General features: G+C 63.8%; 14 protein-coding genes and 1 tRNA gene. 4 read left to right on the top strand and 11 right to left on the bottom strand.

Features of this window, described 5'->3' with window-relative positions:
- The first annotated feature begins 222 nt into the window (after window positions 1-222).
- Both ACLQI9_RS13365 and ACLQI9_RS13360 read left to right on the top strand, forming a co-directional pair.
- Window positions 223-2,901, top strand: a complete 2,679-nt coding sequence (locus tag ACLQI9_RS13365) for an ATP-binding protein (protein ID WP_442380589.1) — start codon at window positions 223-225, stop codon at window positions 2,899-2,901.
- Between the two features lie 41 nt (window positions 2,902-2,942).
- A complete protein-coding gene (locus ACLQI9_RS13360; RefSeq protein WP_442380587.1) occupies window positions 2,943-3,359 on the top strand; it encodes a hypothetical protein in 417 nt (138 codons plus the stop codon).
- On the opposite strand, the gene ACLQI9_RS13355 is transcribed toward ACLQI9_RS13360, so the two are convergent.
- The 7 genes from ACLQI9_RS13355 to orn all read right to left on the bottom strand — a co-directional run bounded on the left by ACLQI9_RS13355 (window position 3,360) and on the right by orn (window position 10,480).
- A complete protein-coding gene (locus tag ACLQI9_RS13355; protein WP_442380585.1) occupies window positions 3,360-6,977 on the bottom strand; it encodes a Helicase associated domain protein in 3,618 nt (1,205 codons plus the stop codon).
- A 440-nt stretch (window positions 6,978-7,417) separates the two neighbouring features.
- The gene (locus tag ACLQI9_RS13350; RefSeq protein ID WP_442380583.1) at window positions 7,418-7,555 is read right to left on the bottom strand and encodes a helix-turn-helix domain-containing protein; all 138 of its coding nucleotides are present in this window, start codon (window positions 7,553-7,555) and stop codon (window positions 7,418-7,420) included.
- 280 nt (window positions 7,556-7,835) lie between these two features.
- A complete protein-coding gene (locus ACLQI9_RS13345) occupies window positions 7,836-8,102 on the bottom strand; it encodes a hypothetical protein (RefSeq protein ID WP_442380582.1) in 267 nt (88 codons plus the stop codon).
- Between the two features lie 372 nt (window positions 8,103-8,474).
- Window positions 8,475-9,122 (bottom strand): hypothetical protein, encoded by a 648-nt coding sequence (locus ACLQI9_RS13340; RefSeq protein ID WP_442380580.1) that lies wholly within the window; start codon window positions 9,120-9,122, stop codon window positions 8,475-8,477.
- Complete coding sequence (locus tag ACLQI9_RS13335) at window positions 9,119-9,322, bottom strand: excisionase family DNA-binding protein (RefSeq protein ID WP_442380578.1); 204 nt, start codon at window positions 9,320-9,322, stop codon at window positions 9,119-9,121. The genes ACLQI9_RS13340 and ACLQI9_RS13335 overlap by 4 nt, the downstream gene beginning before the upstream one ends.
- 390 nt (window positions 9,323-9,712) lie before the next feature.
- Window positions 9,713-9,785, bottom strand: a tRNA-His gene (locus ACLQI9_RS13330).
- A 47-nt stretch (window positions 9,786-9,832) separates the two neighbouring features.
- A complete protein-coding gene (gene orn / locus ACLQI9_RS13325) occupies window positions 9,833-10,480 on the bottom strand; it encodes an oligoribonuclease (protein WP_442380576.1) in 648 nt (215 codons plus the stop codon).
- Window positions 10,481-10,595: 115 nt separating this feature from the next.
- Here orn and ACLQI9_RS13320 point away from each other — a divergent pair, with 115 nt between their 5' ends.
- Entirely contained in the window at window positions 10,596-12,125 is a 1,530-nt protein-coding gene (locus ACLQI9_RS13320) for a helicase HerA-like domain-containing protein (protein WP_442380574.1), read from the top strand.
- A gap of 1 nt (window position 12,126) precedes the next feature.
- On the opposite strand, the gene cmrA is transcribed toward ACLQI9_RS13320, so the two are convergent.
- Window positions 12,127-12,930 (bottom strand): mycolate reductase CmrA, encoded by an 804-nt coding sequence (gene cmrA, locus ACLQI9_RS13315; protein ID WP_442380572.1) that lies wholly within the window; start codon window positions 12,928-12,930, stop codon window positions 12,127-12,129.
- A gap of 23 nt (window positions 12,931-12,953) precedes the next feature.
- Here cmrA and ACLQI9_RS13310 point away from each other — a divergent pair, with 23 nt between their 5' ends.
- The gene (locus ACLQI9_RS13310; RefSeq protein ID WP_442380570.1) at window positions 12,954-14,282 is read left to right on the top strand and encodes an MFS transporter; all 1,329 of its coding nucleotides are present in this window, start codon (window positions 12,954-12,956) and stop codon (window positions 14,280-14,282) included.
- Between the two features lie 7 nt (window positions 14,283-14,289).
- Here the strand turns inward: ACLQI9_RS13310 and ACLQI9_RS13305 are convergent, their stop codons facing one another.
- From ACLQI9_RS13305 to ACLQI9_RS13295, 3 genes are all read right to left on the bottom strand, one after another.
- Window positions 14,290-15,045 carry an MmpS family transport accessory protein gene (locus ACLQI9_RS13305; protein ID WP_442380568.1) on the bottom strand — a complete coding sequence of 252 codons (756 nt, stop codon included), beginning with the start codon at window positions 15,043-15,045 and terminating at the stop codon, window positions 14,290-14,292.
- 91 nt (window positions 15,046-15,136) lie between these two features.
- Window positions 15,137-16,807, bottom strand: a complete 1,671-nt coding sequence (locus ACLQI9_RS13300) for a GMC oxidoreductase (RefSeq protein WP_442380567.1) — start codon at window positions 16,805-16,807, stop codon at window positions 15,137-15,139.
- Between the two features lie 119 nt (window positions 16,808-16,926).
- Window positions 16,927-17,568: an SACE_7040 family transcriptional regulator gene (locus ACLQI9_RS13295; protein ID WP_442380565.1), complete on the bottom strand. Its 642-nt coding sequence runs from the start codon at window positions 17,566-17,568 to the stop codon at window positions 16,927-16,929.
- Window positions 17,569-17,607 lie beyond the last annotated feature (39 nt).

Here is a 17,607-nt window from a genome sequence, read left to right as displayed (position 1 = left end):
CACGACCCGCACACCAGGGCTGCCGCCGTCATCTCACGCGGCCAGCCCACTGTCGTTCACGTCACTATCGTGTCACCGCTGGCCGGCCAGCATGCGCGATATCGCGGCCGCGATCCGGCCAACGGGTAGCGCCACGCCACGCCGCGCCTCGCGGCGGGGGTCTGGGGCCGGATTCCGCCGATGTGGCAGGTAGGAGCGCGTCTGGTGTGAGATTCTGCAGGGGTGTCCGCTGATACGGCGGCCACTGCTCCTTCGGGGGTGGTGACGTTTTTGTTCACCGATGTGGAGGGTTCGACCCGTCGGTGGGAGGCCGACGCGCAAGCGATGCGGGCGGCGCTCGTCGTCCACGACAAGGTGTTGCGCACGGCGATCGAGGCGTATGACGGGTTCTTGTTCAGCCACACGGGCGACGGTTTCGTGGCGGCCTTCGCGTCGCCGATGTCCGCCGTGAACGCCGCGATCGACGCGCAACGGGAGTTGCAGTTGCCGGTGCGAATTGGATTGGCAACCGGCGAGGCCGAGCTGCGAGACGGGGACTACTTCGGAACGGTGCTCAATCGAGCCGCACGAGTGATGGCCGCCGGGCACGGCGGTCAGATCCTGTTGGCCGAGTCGACGGCGGGTCTGCTGACCGGGGTTGATCTGGTGGATTTGGGGCCGCGGCGGTTGAGGGATCTCCCGACCCCGGTGCAGGTGTTCCAGGTTCAAGCGGAGGGCCTGCGCACGGAGTTTCCGTCGTTGCGGGCACTGGATGCGCGTCCGGGGAACCTGCGGGCTGCGGTCACCAGCTTCATCGGGCGCGAGTCCGAGGTCGCCGAAGTTCAAACCGCGGTGAAGGCTCATCGGTTGGTGACGTTGACCGGGGTGGGTGGGGTCGGCAAGACGCGCCTGGCGTTGGAGGTCGCGGCGCGTCTCGTCGATGAATTCCGTGACGGGGTCTGGTTTTTCGAACTGGCCTCGGTCGCCGATCCGGCGGCGGTGCCCGACGCTGTGGCCGCGGTGCTGGGCATCACCCAGCAGCGGGGGAAAAGCGTGGCTGACAGTGTCGCGGCCGCGTTGGAGGGCAGAGTCCGGTTGTTCGTGTTCGACAACTGCGAGCATGTGCGCGACGCGGCGGCCGATCTGGTCGAGGCCATCCTGGCCCGCTCGGCGACCGTGACGATTCTGGCCACCAGCCGGGAAGGATTGGGGGTCGCCGACGAGCAACTGTGGCTGGTGCCCTCGCTGGATGTCGGCGCGGGAATCGACTCAGCCGCAGTCAATCTGTTCGTCGAACGTGCCCGTAGCGTTGCCTCGCGCTTCTCTGTGGCCAACGCTGACGAGGCCGGAGCGGTCGTCGAAATCTGCCGCCGCCTCGACGGGATACCCCTGGCGATCGAGTTGGCTGCCTCGCGGATGGCGTCGATGACGGCAAGCGAGGTGCGGGATCGTCTCGATCAGCGGTTCCGGCTGCTGGTCGGGTCACGGCGCGGACTGGAACGCCACCACACGCTGCGCCACGCTGTGCAGTGGTCCTACGACCACCTCGACGACGCCGAGAAGGAGCTGCTGGAGCGGTGTTCGGTGTTCGCCGGTGGATTCGACCTCCAAAGCGCCTGCGCGGTGGTCCGATCCGATGATCCCGACGACTACGCCATCCTGGATCTGCTGGATGCTCTGGTCCACAAGTCGCTGGTCGTCGCCGACCGATCAGCGGGGCGGACCCGGTTTTCGATGCTCGAGACGATCCGCCAGTTCGCCGAGGACCAACTCGTCGCCCGTGGTGTGGCCGAGGAGGTCCGGGCCGCCCATGCCTGGTACTTCGCCGAGCGGGCAACCGACATCTTCCCCGTATGGGACAGCCCCCGCCAGCGGGAGGCCTACGACTGGTTCACCGCCGAGTTGGCCAATGTGCGCACCGCGTTCCGGTGGGCCGCCGACCACGGCGACCTGGACGTGGCCGCACCTATCGCCACGTACTCGACGCTACTGGGCATAATGGTCGAAAATTACGAACCCATTTCCTGGACCGAAGAGCTCATCGAGCCCGCCCGGGCCGTCGCCCATTCCCGGCTGGCGGGTCTGTACGTGATGGCAACTAATTGCTGGATGGTCGGACGCGTCGAGGAGGCCGTCGGCTACAGCGAAGCCGGCCAGATGGTCCTCGTCAGCGGCCACAACGCGGTGCCGCCCGGTTTCGAGAGCTGGCTTGCCGGTGTATTCAACATGATCGGCCAGGCTGAGCGGACTATAGAGTGGTGCCGCGGCCTGCTTGCACGCGATCCCGACCCTTTCGCAGTTACCAGGGCGTCCCTGGTCGTCGCACTGATGAGGGCCGGTTCCCATGCCGAGGCGATGGGCGCCGCGAAGGACGTGATCGACGCCGCAGTGGTCATCCCGAACCCATGGGCGCGTTCATGGGCTTTTCTGATCTATGGCATGGCTTGCTGCGACGCCGATCCCCTCCGCTCACGTGATGCGATGCGCCGCGGCCTGGTGCTCGCTCAAGACAGCGGTAACCGCTACAGCGAAACCCACTTGGCAAACATCCTCGGTCGACTCGAGGCCCAACACGGCGACCCGCTGGCCGCGCTCGATTACCTCACGCTGGCCATCCGCAACTACCACGACTCAGGCAACGCCACTGTGATCCATGTCCCCCTGGCGGTGCTCGCCTCTCTCTTGGACCGTCTAGAGCGATATGAACCGGCCGCGACTATCGGCGGCTTTGCGTTCAATTCCCTTACCGCGGCGTGGATCCCTGAGATCGCCAGAGCGATCACCCACCTCCGCGATGTCCTCGGCGACCAGACCTACGAATCCCTTGCCCGCAACGGCGAGACGATGACCACCGCCGCGATGGCGACCTACGCCTATGACCAAATCGATCAGGCCCGAACAGAACTCGAACGCCCCAGCTGAATGCCCGCTCAGGAGCGAAGGCGCTCGGCGAGAGGGTAGGGGTGCAAAGTCTGTCCGAGCGCCGTACCCGCACCCCAAGGGCCGACGTGCCGGACGGGATGGCCCAGTACTGGAACGCGCACGACTGGGCCACCATCGGCCCGGCGGGTTCGGGCGTCAACGAGGTCCAGCAGCTCACGGTCCACGGGTATTCGACGACCGGGACGTTCACGCTGTCCTTCAACGGCCGGGAGACCCGCCCGATCAGCGGCCACCCGACCGCCGGCGAGATCGAGGACGCGCTGACCAGGCTGATCGGCATCGGGACAAAGGACGTGGCGGTGGCGGACCTCGGCAATAGATGTACCAGATCAGGGTTTCAGTGTGGACATCCAAGTTTTGCAGCATCTTTCGAGAAGCTGAGAACGCTAGTTGTGCGACTACTAGGCGGCAGATCATGTGGCCGCGGTTCACAGTGATTAGGGCGACGAAGGTGCCTTCCATGCCCAGCCGGGCAGCCGTTGGAGTCGCTGTTGGCGATCGGCATCGAGGTTGCCTTTGGCGTATCTGGCGCGTTGGCTTCTGACCCATGTACCAAGCCGGTAGCCATCGACCATGGAGGACTGGGGCACGCGGGCGTCACCGTTTCGTTCGACGTACTCTAGGAGTCGGCTGAAACCCTCCTCCCACCATTCGGCGCGTGCGTCCCATGTCCAACCGGCTAGGCCTTGTAGGCGGTGATCGCGGCCCGCGTCCAGGGTGCCTCGGGTGTGTTTCCCGCGTTGAAAGTTGACCCACACACCGAGTTGGTAGCCATCGACCACATAGGAGTAAGGGACGCGGGCGTCACCGTTGCGTTCGACGTACTCCTGGAGTCGGCTGAAATTCTCCTCCCACAGGTCGATGGTCCCAACCCACGTCCAACCGGGCACCTCCCCAAGCCGGCGCTCACGATCAGCGTCGAGGTTGCCGTTGACGTAGTTAGCACGTTGCTTAGAGACCCACCTACCGAGCCAATAGTTACCGATCCTGCAGGACTGGGGAACTCGGGCGTGACCGTGCGTTTCAACGTATTGCAGAAGCTTGCTGAAGCCCTCTTCCCATAGGTCGTCGACGGCGTTCCACGTCCAGCCGGGCACCTCGCGAAGCCGACGTTCACGATCAGCGTCAAGAGCACCTTTAGCGTGGTTTTGGCGTTGCCTCAGGACCCACCCATCGAGCCGGTAGCCATCGACCCGGCACGACCTCGGTACCCGGGCGTCACCGTGCTTTTCAACGTATTGCAGAAGCTTGCTGAAGCCCTCTTCCCACTTGTCGGTGTGCGGGTCCCAGCTCCAGCCCGGCAGCTCCTGAAGCTGCTGTTGGCGCTGGCCGTCAAGGCTTTCTTTGCCGCGGTTGCGTTGGTTATGGACCCATTCGCCGAGCCGGTAGCCATCGACCTCATACGACCGCGGGATGCGCGCGTCACCATGCTCTTCGACGTATGCCAACAGGCGGTTTAAAGACTGGTCCCACAGGTCGCCGACGGCGTCCCACGTCCAGCCGGGCACGCCCTGAAGCCGACGCTCGCGATCAGCCTCGAGAGTGCCTTTGGCGTGCTTGGTACGTTGTGCATTCACCCATGCACCGAGTGCGTACCCGTCGACCTTGCAGGAGTGTGAAATTCTGGCGTCGCCGTGGCGTTCGACGTAATGCCGGAGTCGGTTGAAGCCCTCCTCCCACCAGTCGGCGCGGGGATCCCATGTCCACCCGGGTAACTCTCGAAGCCGACGCTCACGATCAGGCTCGAGGATTCCTCTGTCGTAATTATCACGTTGCCTCTGGACCCAGGCACCGAGCCGGCAGCGACCGACGGTGTAGGGCTGCGGAACGCGGGCGTGACGGTTCTGCTCCACGTATTCCAAGAGTCGGCGGAACCTTTCCTCCCACCACTCGGCGTGGGGATCCCATGTCCACCCTTTTAGGCCTTCGAGCCGACGTTGGCGGTCGGCATCAAGGGTGCCCCTGTCGTGGAAGCCGCGTTGGTTGGTGACCCACAAACCGAGGCGGTAGCCATTCGCTGTGTAGGACTGCGGGACGCCGGCGTGACCGTGGACCTTAACGAACTTTTCCATTTGCCCGAACCACTGCTCCCAGGAGGCAGTGGTTTGTTTGACCAGGCGAACATCGAAGGCACCCGCGAAGTCTGCGTTCACCTTGACGGGAATGTCGAAGTGAATCTTGTCCGGGAGTTGGAGCCGACCGCCCTTCTTGCCCAACGCCCTGCGCAGCTCGTCGAGCTGCTCACCCAGTTCCTCATCGTGGGCGCGGAGTGCTTTTATGACATCCCACACCGGCTTGAACACCGAACTGTCCAAGGCGGTTTCGGGGTCCGCGTCAGTGTCGATGAACACCGGGATCACAATGGTGCCGATGGACTTGTCCTCGGACTTGCGGATCGCACGCCCGACCGCCTGAACGATGTCCACCTCTGATCGACGCGGGTCGACGAACGCGACCCCGTCCAGGGTCGGAACGTCCACGCCCTCCGCTAAACAGCGGGCGTTGGCGAGGAGTCCCCGGTCGTCATCGTCGAGACATCCGAGGTGCTGGAGCAGGACATACCGGTCACCGGCGGGCATCTCGCCCGAGGCGTACCGGGACCACAGGTCGCCCTTCGGGCGCTGCCGGGCGGGCATCCACGCCAGCACGTCTTCCAAGGAGGCGGCGAACTCCCGTGCCCGTGCGACCCGCGAATGGAACGAGATGACCCGGTGCAGGTCGTACTTCCGCATGGCTTTCGCCAGACCGATCTGACCCGCCAGGGTGGTGGCGTCGGTGACCTCCACCCCGTCCAGGGTCACGAAGGCACCGCGCTCAGCCCACTCTCGATAGGTGGCGTCATCGACACCGATGATCGCGACCTGGTAGTCGGTCAGCAGGTCGCGCTTGATCGCCTCTCCGAAGGTCAGCGTGTGAAAGACGGTGCCGAACTTGGTCTCGTCGTCCATCGAGGCGACCTCGTAGTCGGCGTCCTGGGCGGCTTTGAGAACCCGTCCGGTGAAGTAGCGGGGAGTCGCCGTCATGAACAGCCGCCGCTTGGCTTTGATCTCCACAGGGTCGAGAACCGTGGCGAAGTCCGACGACACAGGTCCGGCGCACCGGTGCGCCTCGTCCGCGATCACCAGGTCGAAGGCAGGCACCCGACCTAGCGTGAACGCCTTAGCGATCTGAGGCGACGATTGGTAGGTGGCGAACACGACTCGGGGACCGGACGGTTGCCCCAGAAACGCCGCGATCTCCTCGGGGTCAGTCGTGACGGGAACCCCGAGGTCGCTGGTGTGCGACAGCGCCACGTCGTCGCCTGCGTTGGCAACCGTGTCATCGGAGCAGACAGGCAGCGACGCGAACTCCGTGGTGCAGTTGGCTCGCCACACATTTAACGTCTGCTTCAGCAGCGATAAGGACGGCACCAGGATAAGGGACCGATCTGCAGCCAGCTTCTCGCGGATGAACAGCGCCGTCAGTGTCTTACCCGTCCCGCACGCCATGATGAGCTGCCCGCGTTCCGCCGAGTCGAACCCCTTGACCACCTTCTTGATCGCCTCGCGCTGGTAGTCGTGCGGGCGGGCACGTTTGCGCGGCCGCGCGGGACGCAGTGCCCTCGGCGACGCAGGCCAGTCCACATGGGCGGCCTCGAGGTCGTTGAGCCGGAAGAAGGTGACGCGCTTCTCCTGATCCTGGATCGTGCGCTCGCCTATGCGGTCGATGAGGTTGGTCGTGGCGATCAACATGCGGTAGGTGAACACCTTGCGGCCCGACTCGGCCAGGAATTTGTTTATGTCACGCTTGGTAACCCGATAGGCCGGGTTGTACGCCTTGGCTTGGATCGCCCACAAGTGTCCAGTGCGGTCCTCAGCGACCAAGTCGATCCCGGCGTCGCTGCCCCATCGCCCCTCGGGGCCAGGGGGCCACTCGTCCCACAGCCAGACGCGGCGAAGTTCATGTTTGTAGACCGGGTCGTTGGTCAGGAACCACTTGCAGATGCGCTCGAACTGCTTGCCCTTGACGCGGTCGTCGGTATCGAGCTGGTTGAACAAATCAGCGAATGCCCCCACACTCGCGGATGCTAGAGGACAGCGGCGTCATCCTGGAGCGATTCGCCGAGGGTGGACCGAGATCGCCGTCGTCGGACGACGCTGCCGGGTGTACGGACATCGCCGAAATTGGACAGCAGAAAGATCGGCCCGAGGATCGGGGTTGCGGGGCCATATTTTCCCAAAACCCGTACCGGCAAAGACGTCGCCGGGACGGTCGGTCACGGCGCCGCCGGCAGAGATTCAACCCCACCCCTCCCGACTTCCGTTTCTACTCAACAACTTTCAGGCTCAACGGCGACCGGGGACGCGCTGATCACACGCCGGATGGTCAGTCTGGTTTTGTCGCCAGGTCTGTTCTTAGGCGGGTGATGCTCAAGCACGTGTTGCGGATGGAAAACACCTGTTCAGTCCAGGGCTTAACCCGATTGGCCTGGGGCTGGTGATTAGTTCGTTGGACGTCAGTGGCGGCGGTACCGTACGTGCCGTCCGATTTTGGCGCTCCTGGGACCTTGGCCGGTGTACCGCCATTCGTAAAGTGTTTTGACGGGTAGCCGCAGGATGGCGGCAACGTCATTAATGTCAAGTAGCTCTGTCATATATTCACCTATTCGGGGGGTTCTGGGGGTGGGATTGTGGAGCGGCGAAAGTGCCGGGGTAAGGGATTTACACGGGCCACCGGGTTAACGTGGCTCAGCGTGGCGTCTAGGGGCCATTACGGGGCACGGTCAAACGGGGCCGCCGCGAACCTGACCAGCCGCTCAACCTCGCTCAGACTTAACGCAATGGTGCGCGGCCCACGAATCACAACCCCGCCACCGGGGCGGCGCTGAACAATCAACGGTCCACGCCCATCATCGCTGATATCAGAATAATCATTCACAAACGCTCCTCTAATTCGTCGGACTGCCGTTTTTGGGCGGCGCGCTGGTCCGCTTTACGTCGACGGTCAGCTTCCCGCTGCTCGTCGCGTTTCCTCAGCTCCTCGGCGCTGGTCTGCCACGACTGGTAAACCTCCGCGATCCGGTAATTCCCAGCATCGTCACACTCAATAACGCCAACCTCAACCAGGCGGGGGATGTGCTTGGTTTCCGCAACCATTTCCGCCTCGTCGGGCTTAAAAACCCCGTCCGACACCAGGGACACGGACCAGACCAACAGGTTGGTGAACGCCCTAAACTCGTCGCCGGTTAGACAACGTTGGAGGCGTCGGTCTGTCAGCATCGCGTACTGTAGTCGGGTGTCTAAAGATGTTTTAATCAATTCAATATTCCGTTTCGTAATCGTTTCTGCTCGGCCTCCTAGCCGAACCTTTCCTGTTCCTGTCCTAGCCTGTCCTTAGCCTTTGCTATCCTGTCCCTGTCCTGTCCTCTCCTAGGCAGTCCGCGTGACATCCTGCGGACAGTCACGTGGACATCCTGCGGACAAGAAACTTGAGGGAATTACGCGCTAACGCGCGGCATGGAAGAGGCGAATGGTCGGGGGTTGCGGTCAAGTTTCACCTTTGCGCACAGGGGCCTATTCCAGTCTCCTGCCGACGTACGGTGACACCCGAAATAGCACGCCGTTCGCGACGCGGTCATATTCCTCATGGAAACGCTCGAACAAATCGAAATAGCTCCTAGCTGTGTCCGGGTCCAGGTCGTCCAGGCTGGCTATTTTTCTCGCGCATCGAATCGCCGATTTCAGATGGTCAAGGAAAGCGCCCAGTTCGTCCAGGTCGGTGCGAGGGGCGGCCGTGGGAGGTGAATCGGCGCGTGGCTCCGGCTTCGGTGTGTTGTTGTAGGTCTTGCCGTCCGGGCCGGTGACCGCTCGCGGTGCAGTTGGGGAATTCTCCCCACCTGCTTTGGCTAGGTCGGATCGCACGGTGTTCTTGTCCACGCCCGTGACCGCCCCGATAGCCCGGTTGGACATACCCGACTCGGCAAGCCCTGTCACCACTGCCCGGCGCTCCTCGATCGGCAACTTGAATCCACCAAGCTCGCAGTCGCACCACTCAGCCCACGAGTCGTAACCCATCGGGAGCCAGATGCGACCGAAGTAGGCGCGTTTCACATCTTCGGCGGGGAAAGCTTTCACCCATGTTCGGATGCGGCCGGTGATCTTGGTGGCCTCATCTTCGGTCAGGTCGACAATCTCGGCGTTGACCACCGGCTCGACGGTCACACCGCTCCCCCAACCCTGCGACCCAACGCCAACACCTCGGCCCGGTCCAGCCGGATTAGTCGCGGGCCGACGCGGTAGGCGGTCAGTCGGCCTTCTGCGATCCAGCGCCGGATGGTTTTCGGGTCCACGCCGTGAAACTCGGCGGCCTGCCTGATACTGGGGCGTGGCGGCAGGTTTGCCGCGTGTGTCTGGTTTTGCATGGACAAATCGAACCACCGACTCGCGAAACGTCCCGGAACTCAAAAGGGGGCACACCCCCCATCGAAGCCCTCAGAGCCCACAAAAACCGAGGTCAGACCGATCAGACCGATTGTGCAACTCCACCTCGTTGTTGATCACCTCGGTGCAGAACGGCAGGTCAGCCGGTCTATGCGGTTTCGGCCCCCGGCTTGGTGTTCAGAGAATCAGCAACACTAGCCGTACCCGCAGGTCGTGTTGGTGACAACCTTGCTCACCAGCGCGGGGCAGGCAATGTTGAAGTTCTAGGCGATGTACTTGTAGTACCCAAATCCCCGCGAGGGTGCGCTAGGGGTGCAAAGGTCCATGGAATATAAAAAGGTCAGAGGGCGAAAATACCCTCTGACCTGCGGGGTGAGTGACGGGACTCGAACCCGCGACATTCAGGATCACAACCTGACGCTCTACCAGCTGAACTACACCCACCATTGCCGCCAGCCGGACCCGTAAGGCGACAGGCAGCAGCGTCGATACTAGCGGTTCGGGCCCTCGGCGGCCGAATCGATTCCCTCCGGCGTGGCCGCTTCATCGCCGAGCTCGACGGCTACCGCGGCAATGTCGCTGGTGGCAGGGCCCGGCGGCGGCACGAACGCGGTGCGCCGGTAGTATTGCAGTTCGCGGATGGATTCGTGAATGTCGGCCAGCGCCCGGTGCGCCAGCCCCTTGGCCGGCTGGCCGTAGTAGATACGCGGGTACCAGCGGCGGCACAGCTCCTTGATCGAGCTCACATCGATCATCCGGTAGTGCAGAAACGAGTCCAGGGCAGGCATATCGCGGGCAATGAATCCACGGTCGGTGGCGATCGAGTTGCCGGCCAGTGGCGCCGTTTTAGCTTGTTTGACGTGCTCACGGATGTAGTCGAGCACCATCGTCTCCGCGGCCGCGACATCCACGGTGGATGCCCGCACCTCCTCGATCAGGCCCGAGCGGGTGTGCATCTCGGTGACCACATCGATCATCGACGACAACGCCGCGTCGTCGGCGTGGATCACCACGTCGACGCCATCGCCAAGAACGTTCAGGTCAGCATCGGTGACCAGGGCGGCGATCTCGATCAACTTGTCCGAGCGCAGGTCCAGCCCGGTCATCTCGCAGTCAATCCACACCAGTTCGTCCCGCACAGACTTCACAGTAGGCAAAGTTAGCTGGCAGACCTGCAGCCACCCCGTCGAGGCGCCGCAGCAAGTAAGGTCATGCGTTGTCGGTACTACGACCAACAGGGGAGGCGGACGTCAGATGAGCTCCGATTCGACACCGGCCAGCGCATCGCCAACGTCGCCAGCGCAGGAGATCGCCAAAGGTTATGCCTTTCAGGGCCACGCCCTGGAGTTGGGCACGGTCGTCGTCGACGGCACGACCGACCCGGCCGCGCAGATCCGCATCCCGCTGGCCACTGTCAACCGGCACGGTTTGGTAGCCGGAGCGACCGGCACCGGCAAGACCAAGACGCTGCAGGTGATCGCCGAGCAGCTGTCGGCCGCGGGCGTGCCGGTGCTGATGGCCGACGTCAAGGGCGACTTGTCCGGCCTCTCGCGGCCCGGCGACAGCAACGACAAGATCACCGCGCGCGCCAAGGAAACCGGCGATAACTGGGAGCCGAGCGCATTCCCCGTGGAGTTTTTGTCGCTGGGCACCAAAGGCATTGGTGTTCCGGTGCGCGCCACCATCGCCAGCTTCGGACCCATCCTGCTGTCAAAAGTGTTGGGGCTTAATAGCACCCAGGAGTCGACGCTGGGCCTGATCTTCCACTGGGCCGGCCAGAAAAACTACGAGCTGTACAACCTGGCGGACTTGCGGGCGGTGATCAGCCACCTGACCAGTGACGAAGGCAAGGCCGATCTGAAGGATTTGGGCGGCGTTTCCGCGCAAACCGCGGGCGTCATCCTGCGTGCTCTGGTCAACCTGGAAGCCGAAGGCGCCGACACCTTTTTCGGTGAGCCGGAACTCGATCCCAACGACCTGTTGCGGCTCGACGACAAAGGCCGAGGGATCATTTCGCTGCTGGAACTCGGCGACCAAGCCGCGCGCCCGGTGCTGTTCTCCACCTTCTTGATGTGGGTGCTGTCCAACCTCTTCACGAACCTGAAAGAGGTCGGCGACGTTGACAAACCCAAGCTGGTCTTCTTCTTCGACGAGGCACACCTGTTGTTCACCGATGCGTCGAAGGCGTTTCTGGAACAAGTCGAGCAGACCGTCAAGCTGATCCGCTCTCGGGGCGTTGGGGTGTTCTTTTGCACCCAGTTGCCCACCGACGTGCCCAACGAAGTGCTGTCGCAGTTGGGTGCGCGGATCCAGCACGCGCTGCGCGCGTTCACTCCCGATGACCAGAAGGCGTTGACCAAAACCGTTCGCACCTACCCGAAAACCGATGTCTACGATCTGGCTTCGGCGTTGACGTCGCTGGGCATCGGCGAAGCCGTCGTCACCGTGCTATCCGAGCGTGGCGCGCCGACCCCGGTCGCGTGGACCAAGCTGCGCTCACCGCGCTCGCTGATGGCCGCCATCGGCGATGACGCGATCGGCGACGCGGCCAAACGCAGCTCGTTGTACGGCAAATACGGCACGACCAAAGACTCGGAATCGGCCTCGGAGAAACTGCAAGCCAAAAAGGAGCAGGACGCCCCGGCCGGTCAGCCCGCAGAAGCCAAGAAGCCCGGCCGGTGGAAGCGGTTCGTGAATAGCCGCGGCTTCCAGACCTTCCTCAGGGCGCTCGGTACTGAGCTCATCCGCAGCATGTTCGGCGGCAGCGGGCGTCGCCGTCGATAGGTCAGCCGCCCATCTTTTTGTAGAAACTTCCGACGATCGGCGCGACGATAGCGCGCGGGGCGTATTGACTCGCCACCGACATCGCCTTGGACGTCACGCCGGGCACGACGCGCATCTTGTTGCGCGCCAAGGCATCTAGCGACTTCTGTGCGGTGTACTCGGTGGAGATCCACAGGAAATCGGGCACCAGCTTCTCGACGATCGAGGCTTCGGCCGGGTCCGGTAGCTCGGTGCGCACCGGGCCGGGTGCCAGCAGCGTGACGTGCACACCGGACCTTCGCAGTTCACCGCGCAAGGATTCGCTGAACGTGTTCACGAACGCCTTAGTGGCCGCATAGGTCGCGTTGAACGGGATCGGTGAATTGCCTGCCGCCGAACCGGAAATCAAGATGCCGCCGGCCTTGCGCTCGATCATGCCCGGCAGCACCGCCAGCACCAGATCGTGCACGGCGATCGCGTTCAGTTGCACCTGGGCCTTTTCCGTCGCCGCGTCACGCGTCGAGACCGGTCCGAAGGTCGCGGTGCCCGCGTTGGCACACAGGATCGAGATGTCGCGGGTGGCCAACTCGTCGGTCAGTTTTGCGCGTTCCGCCGCATCGGCGAGATCGGCCGGTCGTACTTCGACAGCGACTCCGTATTTGTCGGTCAGGCGGCCCGCGATGTCGGTGAGGATATCCTCGCGCCGCGCGGTGATGATCAGGCTGTGGCCGCGGGCGGCCAGCTCGGTGGCCAGTGCTTCGCCGATGTTTTGCGAGGCTCCGGTGACAACGGCGCGAGCGTCGGGGCTGGGCGCGGGTACTGGCATCCGCCAATGGTAGACATGCGAGCATGAGCAACCCGGGATCGGGTTCGCGCAGATCCGAGCGATCCCGGGTGCTGACGTGGGCACTGTGGGACACCGGTGCTGCCGGCCTGAGCGCGATCGTGGTGACCTTCGTGTTCTCGGTCTATCTCACCGGTGCCGTCGCCAAGGGCTTGCCGGGTGGCGTCCCACCGGCGAGTTGGCTGGGTCGCGCGCTGGGGATCGCCGGGCTGACTGTTGCGCTCCTGGCGCCGCTGATCGGCGTGTGGGTGGAGGATCCGCATCGGCGGCGCACGTCCCTGACCGTGTTGACCGGTCTGACGGTGGCGCTGACGAGCGCGATGAGCCTGATCCGCGAGCAACCGCAGTATTTCTGGCTGGGGTTGGCGCTGCTGGCGGCTACTGCGGCGTCCGGCGATCTGGCCACCGTCCCGTATAACGCGATGCTGCGCCAGCTGTCGACTCCGGAGAACTCAGGCCGGATCTCCGGATTCGGCTTGGCGGCGGCATACGTCGGTAGCGTCATGCTGCTGCTGGTGGTCTATTTCGGTTTCATCTCCGGCAAGGGCGTTGCCCGCGGGTTGTTGCACTTGTCCGCCGGCGACGGCATGAACGTCCGGTTGGCGATGCTGCTTGCCGCCGGGTGGTTCGCGGTCTTCGCGTTGCCGCTGCTGCTGACCGCCCACCTGCTGCCTTCCGTCGTCGAGGTCGCCCGCCTCGAGGGGGGCATGCTGGCCGGTTACCGCAAGCTGTGGTCGGATCTAACGGCCGAATGGCACCGGGATCGCAACCTGGTCTATTACCTGGTGGCCAGCGCGCTGTTTCGGGACGGGCTGACGGGCGTGTTCACCTTCGGCGGCGTGCTCGGTGTCAATGCGTACGGCATCTCACCGGCCGAAGTGCTGATATTCGGCGCGGCCGCGAGTGTGGTGGCGGCGGTGGGCGCCGTGCTCGGCGGGCTGTTAGACGACCGCATCGGATCCAAGCCGGTGATCGTCGGATCACTGGCCAGCATCATCGCAGTGGGACTGACCTTGGTGGCGCTGTCAGGTCCCCGGTTGTTCTGGATCTGCGGACTGCTGTTGTGCCTGTTTATCGGGCCGGCGGTGTCGTCTGCGAGGACGCTGCTGTTGCGTATGTCGGGAGAGGGCAAGGAAGGTGTGGCCTTCGGCCTCTACACGATGACCGGACGCGCGGTGTCGTTCGTGGCGCCATGGCTCTTTTCGGTCTTCGTCGACGTGTTCGGCGCCGTCCGCGCCGGAATGGGCGGCCTATGTCTGGTCATGGGCGTCGGGCTGGTGGGCATGCTGATGGTGCGCGCCCCGCACCGAACCCTCACGGCCGACGCGGGTTGAGCCCGGTTCAGCCTGATCCGTTGCAGACCGTCAGGCCGGCGCCGGTGCGCTGGCTGACCTCGACCCCGTCCACAGTCACCGAACAGGTGACATCGTGGCCGATGTTGATGATTGTGATGTTGGGTTGCCGGCTGCCCGAATCCGGCAGGCTGACTTCCTTGCTCCACGGCAGCGCGACGTTGAATTCGGTCTGCATCATCCCGTCGTTGTCCACGTAGGTGATGCTGATCGCGCGGCCTTCGCCGGTGACGTTGTAATCCACGGTCTGCATCGCGCTGGCGTTCGCCGGCGGACTGGATTCGGTGCTGGATGGCTCGGAAGTGGCGGCGGGCGGCAAGGGCGACGTCGGTGCCGTCGACGCCGGGTTGGATGAACTCGGCATCTCCGGCAGTGGTGGCACCGCGGTTTGCTTCCTGGCCGTGCCATTGGCGATCACCAATGCGATGACCAGTCCAGCAACCAGCAGCACCGCCGCGGCAGCGACGATCCACAACCAGCGCGGTGCTTTCGGTCGCCTGGGTTCGGGTTCTTCTATCAGTTGATCCGTCGGAGGCTGACCGTGCAGCCAGTACTGGGGAATCTTCTCGGTCGGGTTCGTCGCGTTCGTGTTGGGTGATGAGCCGGGGTAATACGGGGGCGGGTAGAACGACTGCCCGCTGTAGGCCGGGTCGACGTACTGCGGATAAGGCTGACGGATTCGTCGGGTTTCCTCGGTCCCCTCGTGAGCCGAACCGGCGTGCTCGGACCGACGTGGATCGCTCATACCCACCTCATGCGTGCAGGGTACCTAAAGCACGACGCCCGCTGCCGAGACATCCGCTGAGCTGCCGGGATCCGTACTCGCTGTCCGTTTATCAGATTGCTGTTAGGCGAAGCGCCGCCGGTGCGCTGTCGGGCACGATCGGATTGTGCGGCCGAACCGGCGAAATCCGCTGATAAGTGGACTCCAGTGGAGGACGTGGGTCGGGTTCGCCCTTGTTGGGCCAGAGTGCGACCGCCCGTTCCGATAGCGCGGTGATGGTGAGGGCGGGGTTAACGCCCAGGTTGGCCGTGATCGTCGAGCCATCAATGATGTGTAGGCCGGGATACCCGTATAGCCGCTGATACGCGTCGACGACGCCCGTTGCCGGCGAATCTCCGAGGGGGCAGCCGCCGATGAAATGCGCGGTGCTCGGTCGGTTGACGATGTCGAAGTACCAGCCGCGCGGGTCACCATCGATCTTTGCGGCAGCACGTCGGGCTACGTCATTGCCGACCGGATTCCAGTTCGGATTGGGCGCGCCCACTCCCTGTCGGGAGGTCATCATCGCGCCGAACAGGCCGCGTTTGAGGTAGGTGGTCAGCGAATTGTTCAAATCCTGCATCACAAGCAGCGATATTGATCTCTCCGAAGCTCTCCGAGCGTTGAAGGAGCGGGCGAATGCGGTCGGATGGCGCAGATTTGTCAGCACCCATTTGGCGAGGCGGTGTCGGTCGCCGTCGACCAGGGTCGTGGTCAGTAGGAATGCCCAGTTGCTGCCCTTGCCAACGCGGAAGGCTTCGATGTGTGTGTTCGCGTCGGGGTGGATCGATGACGTCCCGGCCACACCGTGGGCCAGATCCGTGCGGGTTCGCGAGGTAGCCAGAAGGCTGACCTCGGAGTTGGTCCGCGCCAGTTCACCCAACCGCGCCGATATCCGGGGTAGTGATCCATTGGCCCGCAGTCGATGGAGCAGGTTTTGCGTGCCGAGCGCGGCAGCGGAGAACACCACCTGATCGGCGCGCCAGGTCTGGTGTTGTTTGCGAACCCACCGTCCAGTGTGGACGGTTTCAACCTGGTATCCGCCGGCAGGCGATTCATGGACGTCGACGACAGTTGTCATCGGGTGGACCTGCGCGCCAGCCTTTTCCGCGAGGTACAAGTAGTTGCTTTCGAGGGTGTTCTTGGCGTCGTGCGCGCATCCGTTGATGCAGCGCCCACAGAAGACGCAGCCGGCACGGTCTGGTCCGATGCCGCCGAAGTACGGGTCGGAAACCGTCTTGCCGGGCTCGCCGAAGAACACGCCCACCTTGGTCGGGTGAAACGTCTCGGCGACACCCAAATCGTCTGCGATCGATTTGAAGACGTCATCTGCGGGCGTCAACCTCGGATTCGTCGCAACGCCGAGCATCCGCTTGGCCTGGTCATAATACGGCGCTAATTCGGCCTTCCAGTCCGCGATCGAGGACCATTGGGGATCGTTGTAGAACTTCTCCGAGGGTTCGTAGAGGACGTTGCCGTAGATCAGCGAACCGCCACCCACGCCCGCAGCAGACTGAATAACGACATTCTTCAAAACGGTGAGCTGCAGAGGGCCAGTGAGGCCGAAACGAGGCTGCCACAGGGTCTTCCGCATAGGCAGACTGTCGGGCGGGTAGTCCTCCGGCCGCCAGCGCGCTCCCTGCTCGAGCACGCCGACGCGATATCCCTTCTCGCTCAGGCGAAGAGCGGTAACCGAGCCGCCGAAACCCGACCCGATCACGATCACGTCATACTCGGGACTCATCGAAGTCCTCTCGCAAGCTGTATGAAGGCCATCGATCGACAGCGATCGAGCGTTAGCAGGTTGACGCTGAGAATAGGCCTCCGAACCGGCTCCGCACGCGAAAATCGCGCGCGTGACTGTCAGGAAGCGCCGACGGCCAACGCGGCAAGCGTCATCGCCCGCATCACCGCCCGTGACCGCGCCGCCCTGCCGTCGGCGGGCTTCAGGCTGTGTGGAGTCGAGTTGAGTAGCCCGAACACGGCGTGTGCCATCAGCCGGGCGTCGGCCTCGGCGAGCGCCGGTTCGAGCTCACGGAGCACTGCCACCCAGACCTCTACGTACTGGCGCTGTGCGCGGCGCACCTGGCGTTGGGCCGCTGCCGGCAGATGGGCGAGGTCGCGGTCCTGAATCCGGATGAGATCCGGTTCACCCAGCGCGAAGTCAAGGTGGAAGTCGATCAAGCCGTCGAGCGCCGTGGCCGCGTCGGCTTCGCGGGACCGGACCTCGCGTGCGCCGGCGAGCAACCGGGTGCTGATGCCGACCAACAACTCGACCAGCAGCGACTCTTTGTTGGGGAAGTGCCGGTAGATCGCCGGGCCGCTGACACCCGCTGCGGCGCCGATGTCGTCCAGCCGCACGGCAAGAAATCCGCGTTCGGCAAACAGCCGCTCAGCTGACGACAACAGTTGCAAGCGTCGGTCTGATTTGCGCCGACTTCGGCGATTCGGCCCCTCAGTCTGACCGTTGCGATCACTGTGGTCGGCCGGAGCAGACACTGCCATGACGGCCTCCCTCGACAACTCGTGCTGGACAGTTCGGTT

Origin of the sequence: Mycobacterium sp., assembly GCF_052143115.1 — a bacterium.
Lineage (GTDB): Bacteria > Actinomycetota > Actinomycetes > Mycobacteriales > Mycobacteriaceae > Mycobacterium.
Note: the sequence above shows the minus strand (reverse complement) of the source record. Positions and strands in the feature narration are given on the sequence as shown.

Excerpts from the sequence above, each read along its gene's own strand:
- ACLQI9_RS13350 (WP_442380583.1), bottom strand. The coding sequence starts at position 7,555 with ATGACAGAGCTACTTGACATTAATGACGTTGCCGCCATCCTGCGGCTA.
- ACLQI9_RS13335 (WP_442380578.1), bottom strand. The coding sequence starts at position 9,322 with ATGCAAAACCAGACACACGCGGCAAACCTGCCGCCACGCCCCAGTATC.
- ACLQI9_RS13320 (WP_442380574.1), top strand. The coding sequence starts at position 10,596 with ATGAGCTCCGATTCGACACCGGCCAGCGCATCGCCAACGTCGCCAGCG.
- cmrA (WP_442380572.1), bottom strand. The coding sequence starts at position 12,930 with ATGCCAGTACCCGCGCCCAGCCCCGACGCTCGCGCCGTTGTCACCGGA.
- ACLQI9_RS13310 (WP_442380570.1), top strand. The coding sequence starts at position 12,954 with ATGAGCAACCCGGGATCGGGTTCGCGCAGATCCGAGCGATCCCGGGTG.
- ACLQI9_RS13305 (WP_442380568.1), bottom strand. The coding sequence starts at position 15,045 with ATGAGCGATCCACGTCGGTCCGAGCACGCCGGTTCGGCTCACGAGGGG.
- ACLQI9_RS13300 (WP_442380567.1), bottom strand. The coding sequence starts at position 16,807 with ATGAGTCCCGAGTATGACGTGATCGTGATCGGGTCGGGTTTCGGCGGC.
- ACLQI9_RS13295 (WP_442380565.1), bottom strand. The coding sequence starts at position 17,568 with ATGGCAGTGTCTGCTCCGGCCGACCACAGTGATCGCAACGGTCAGACT.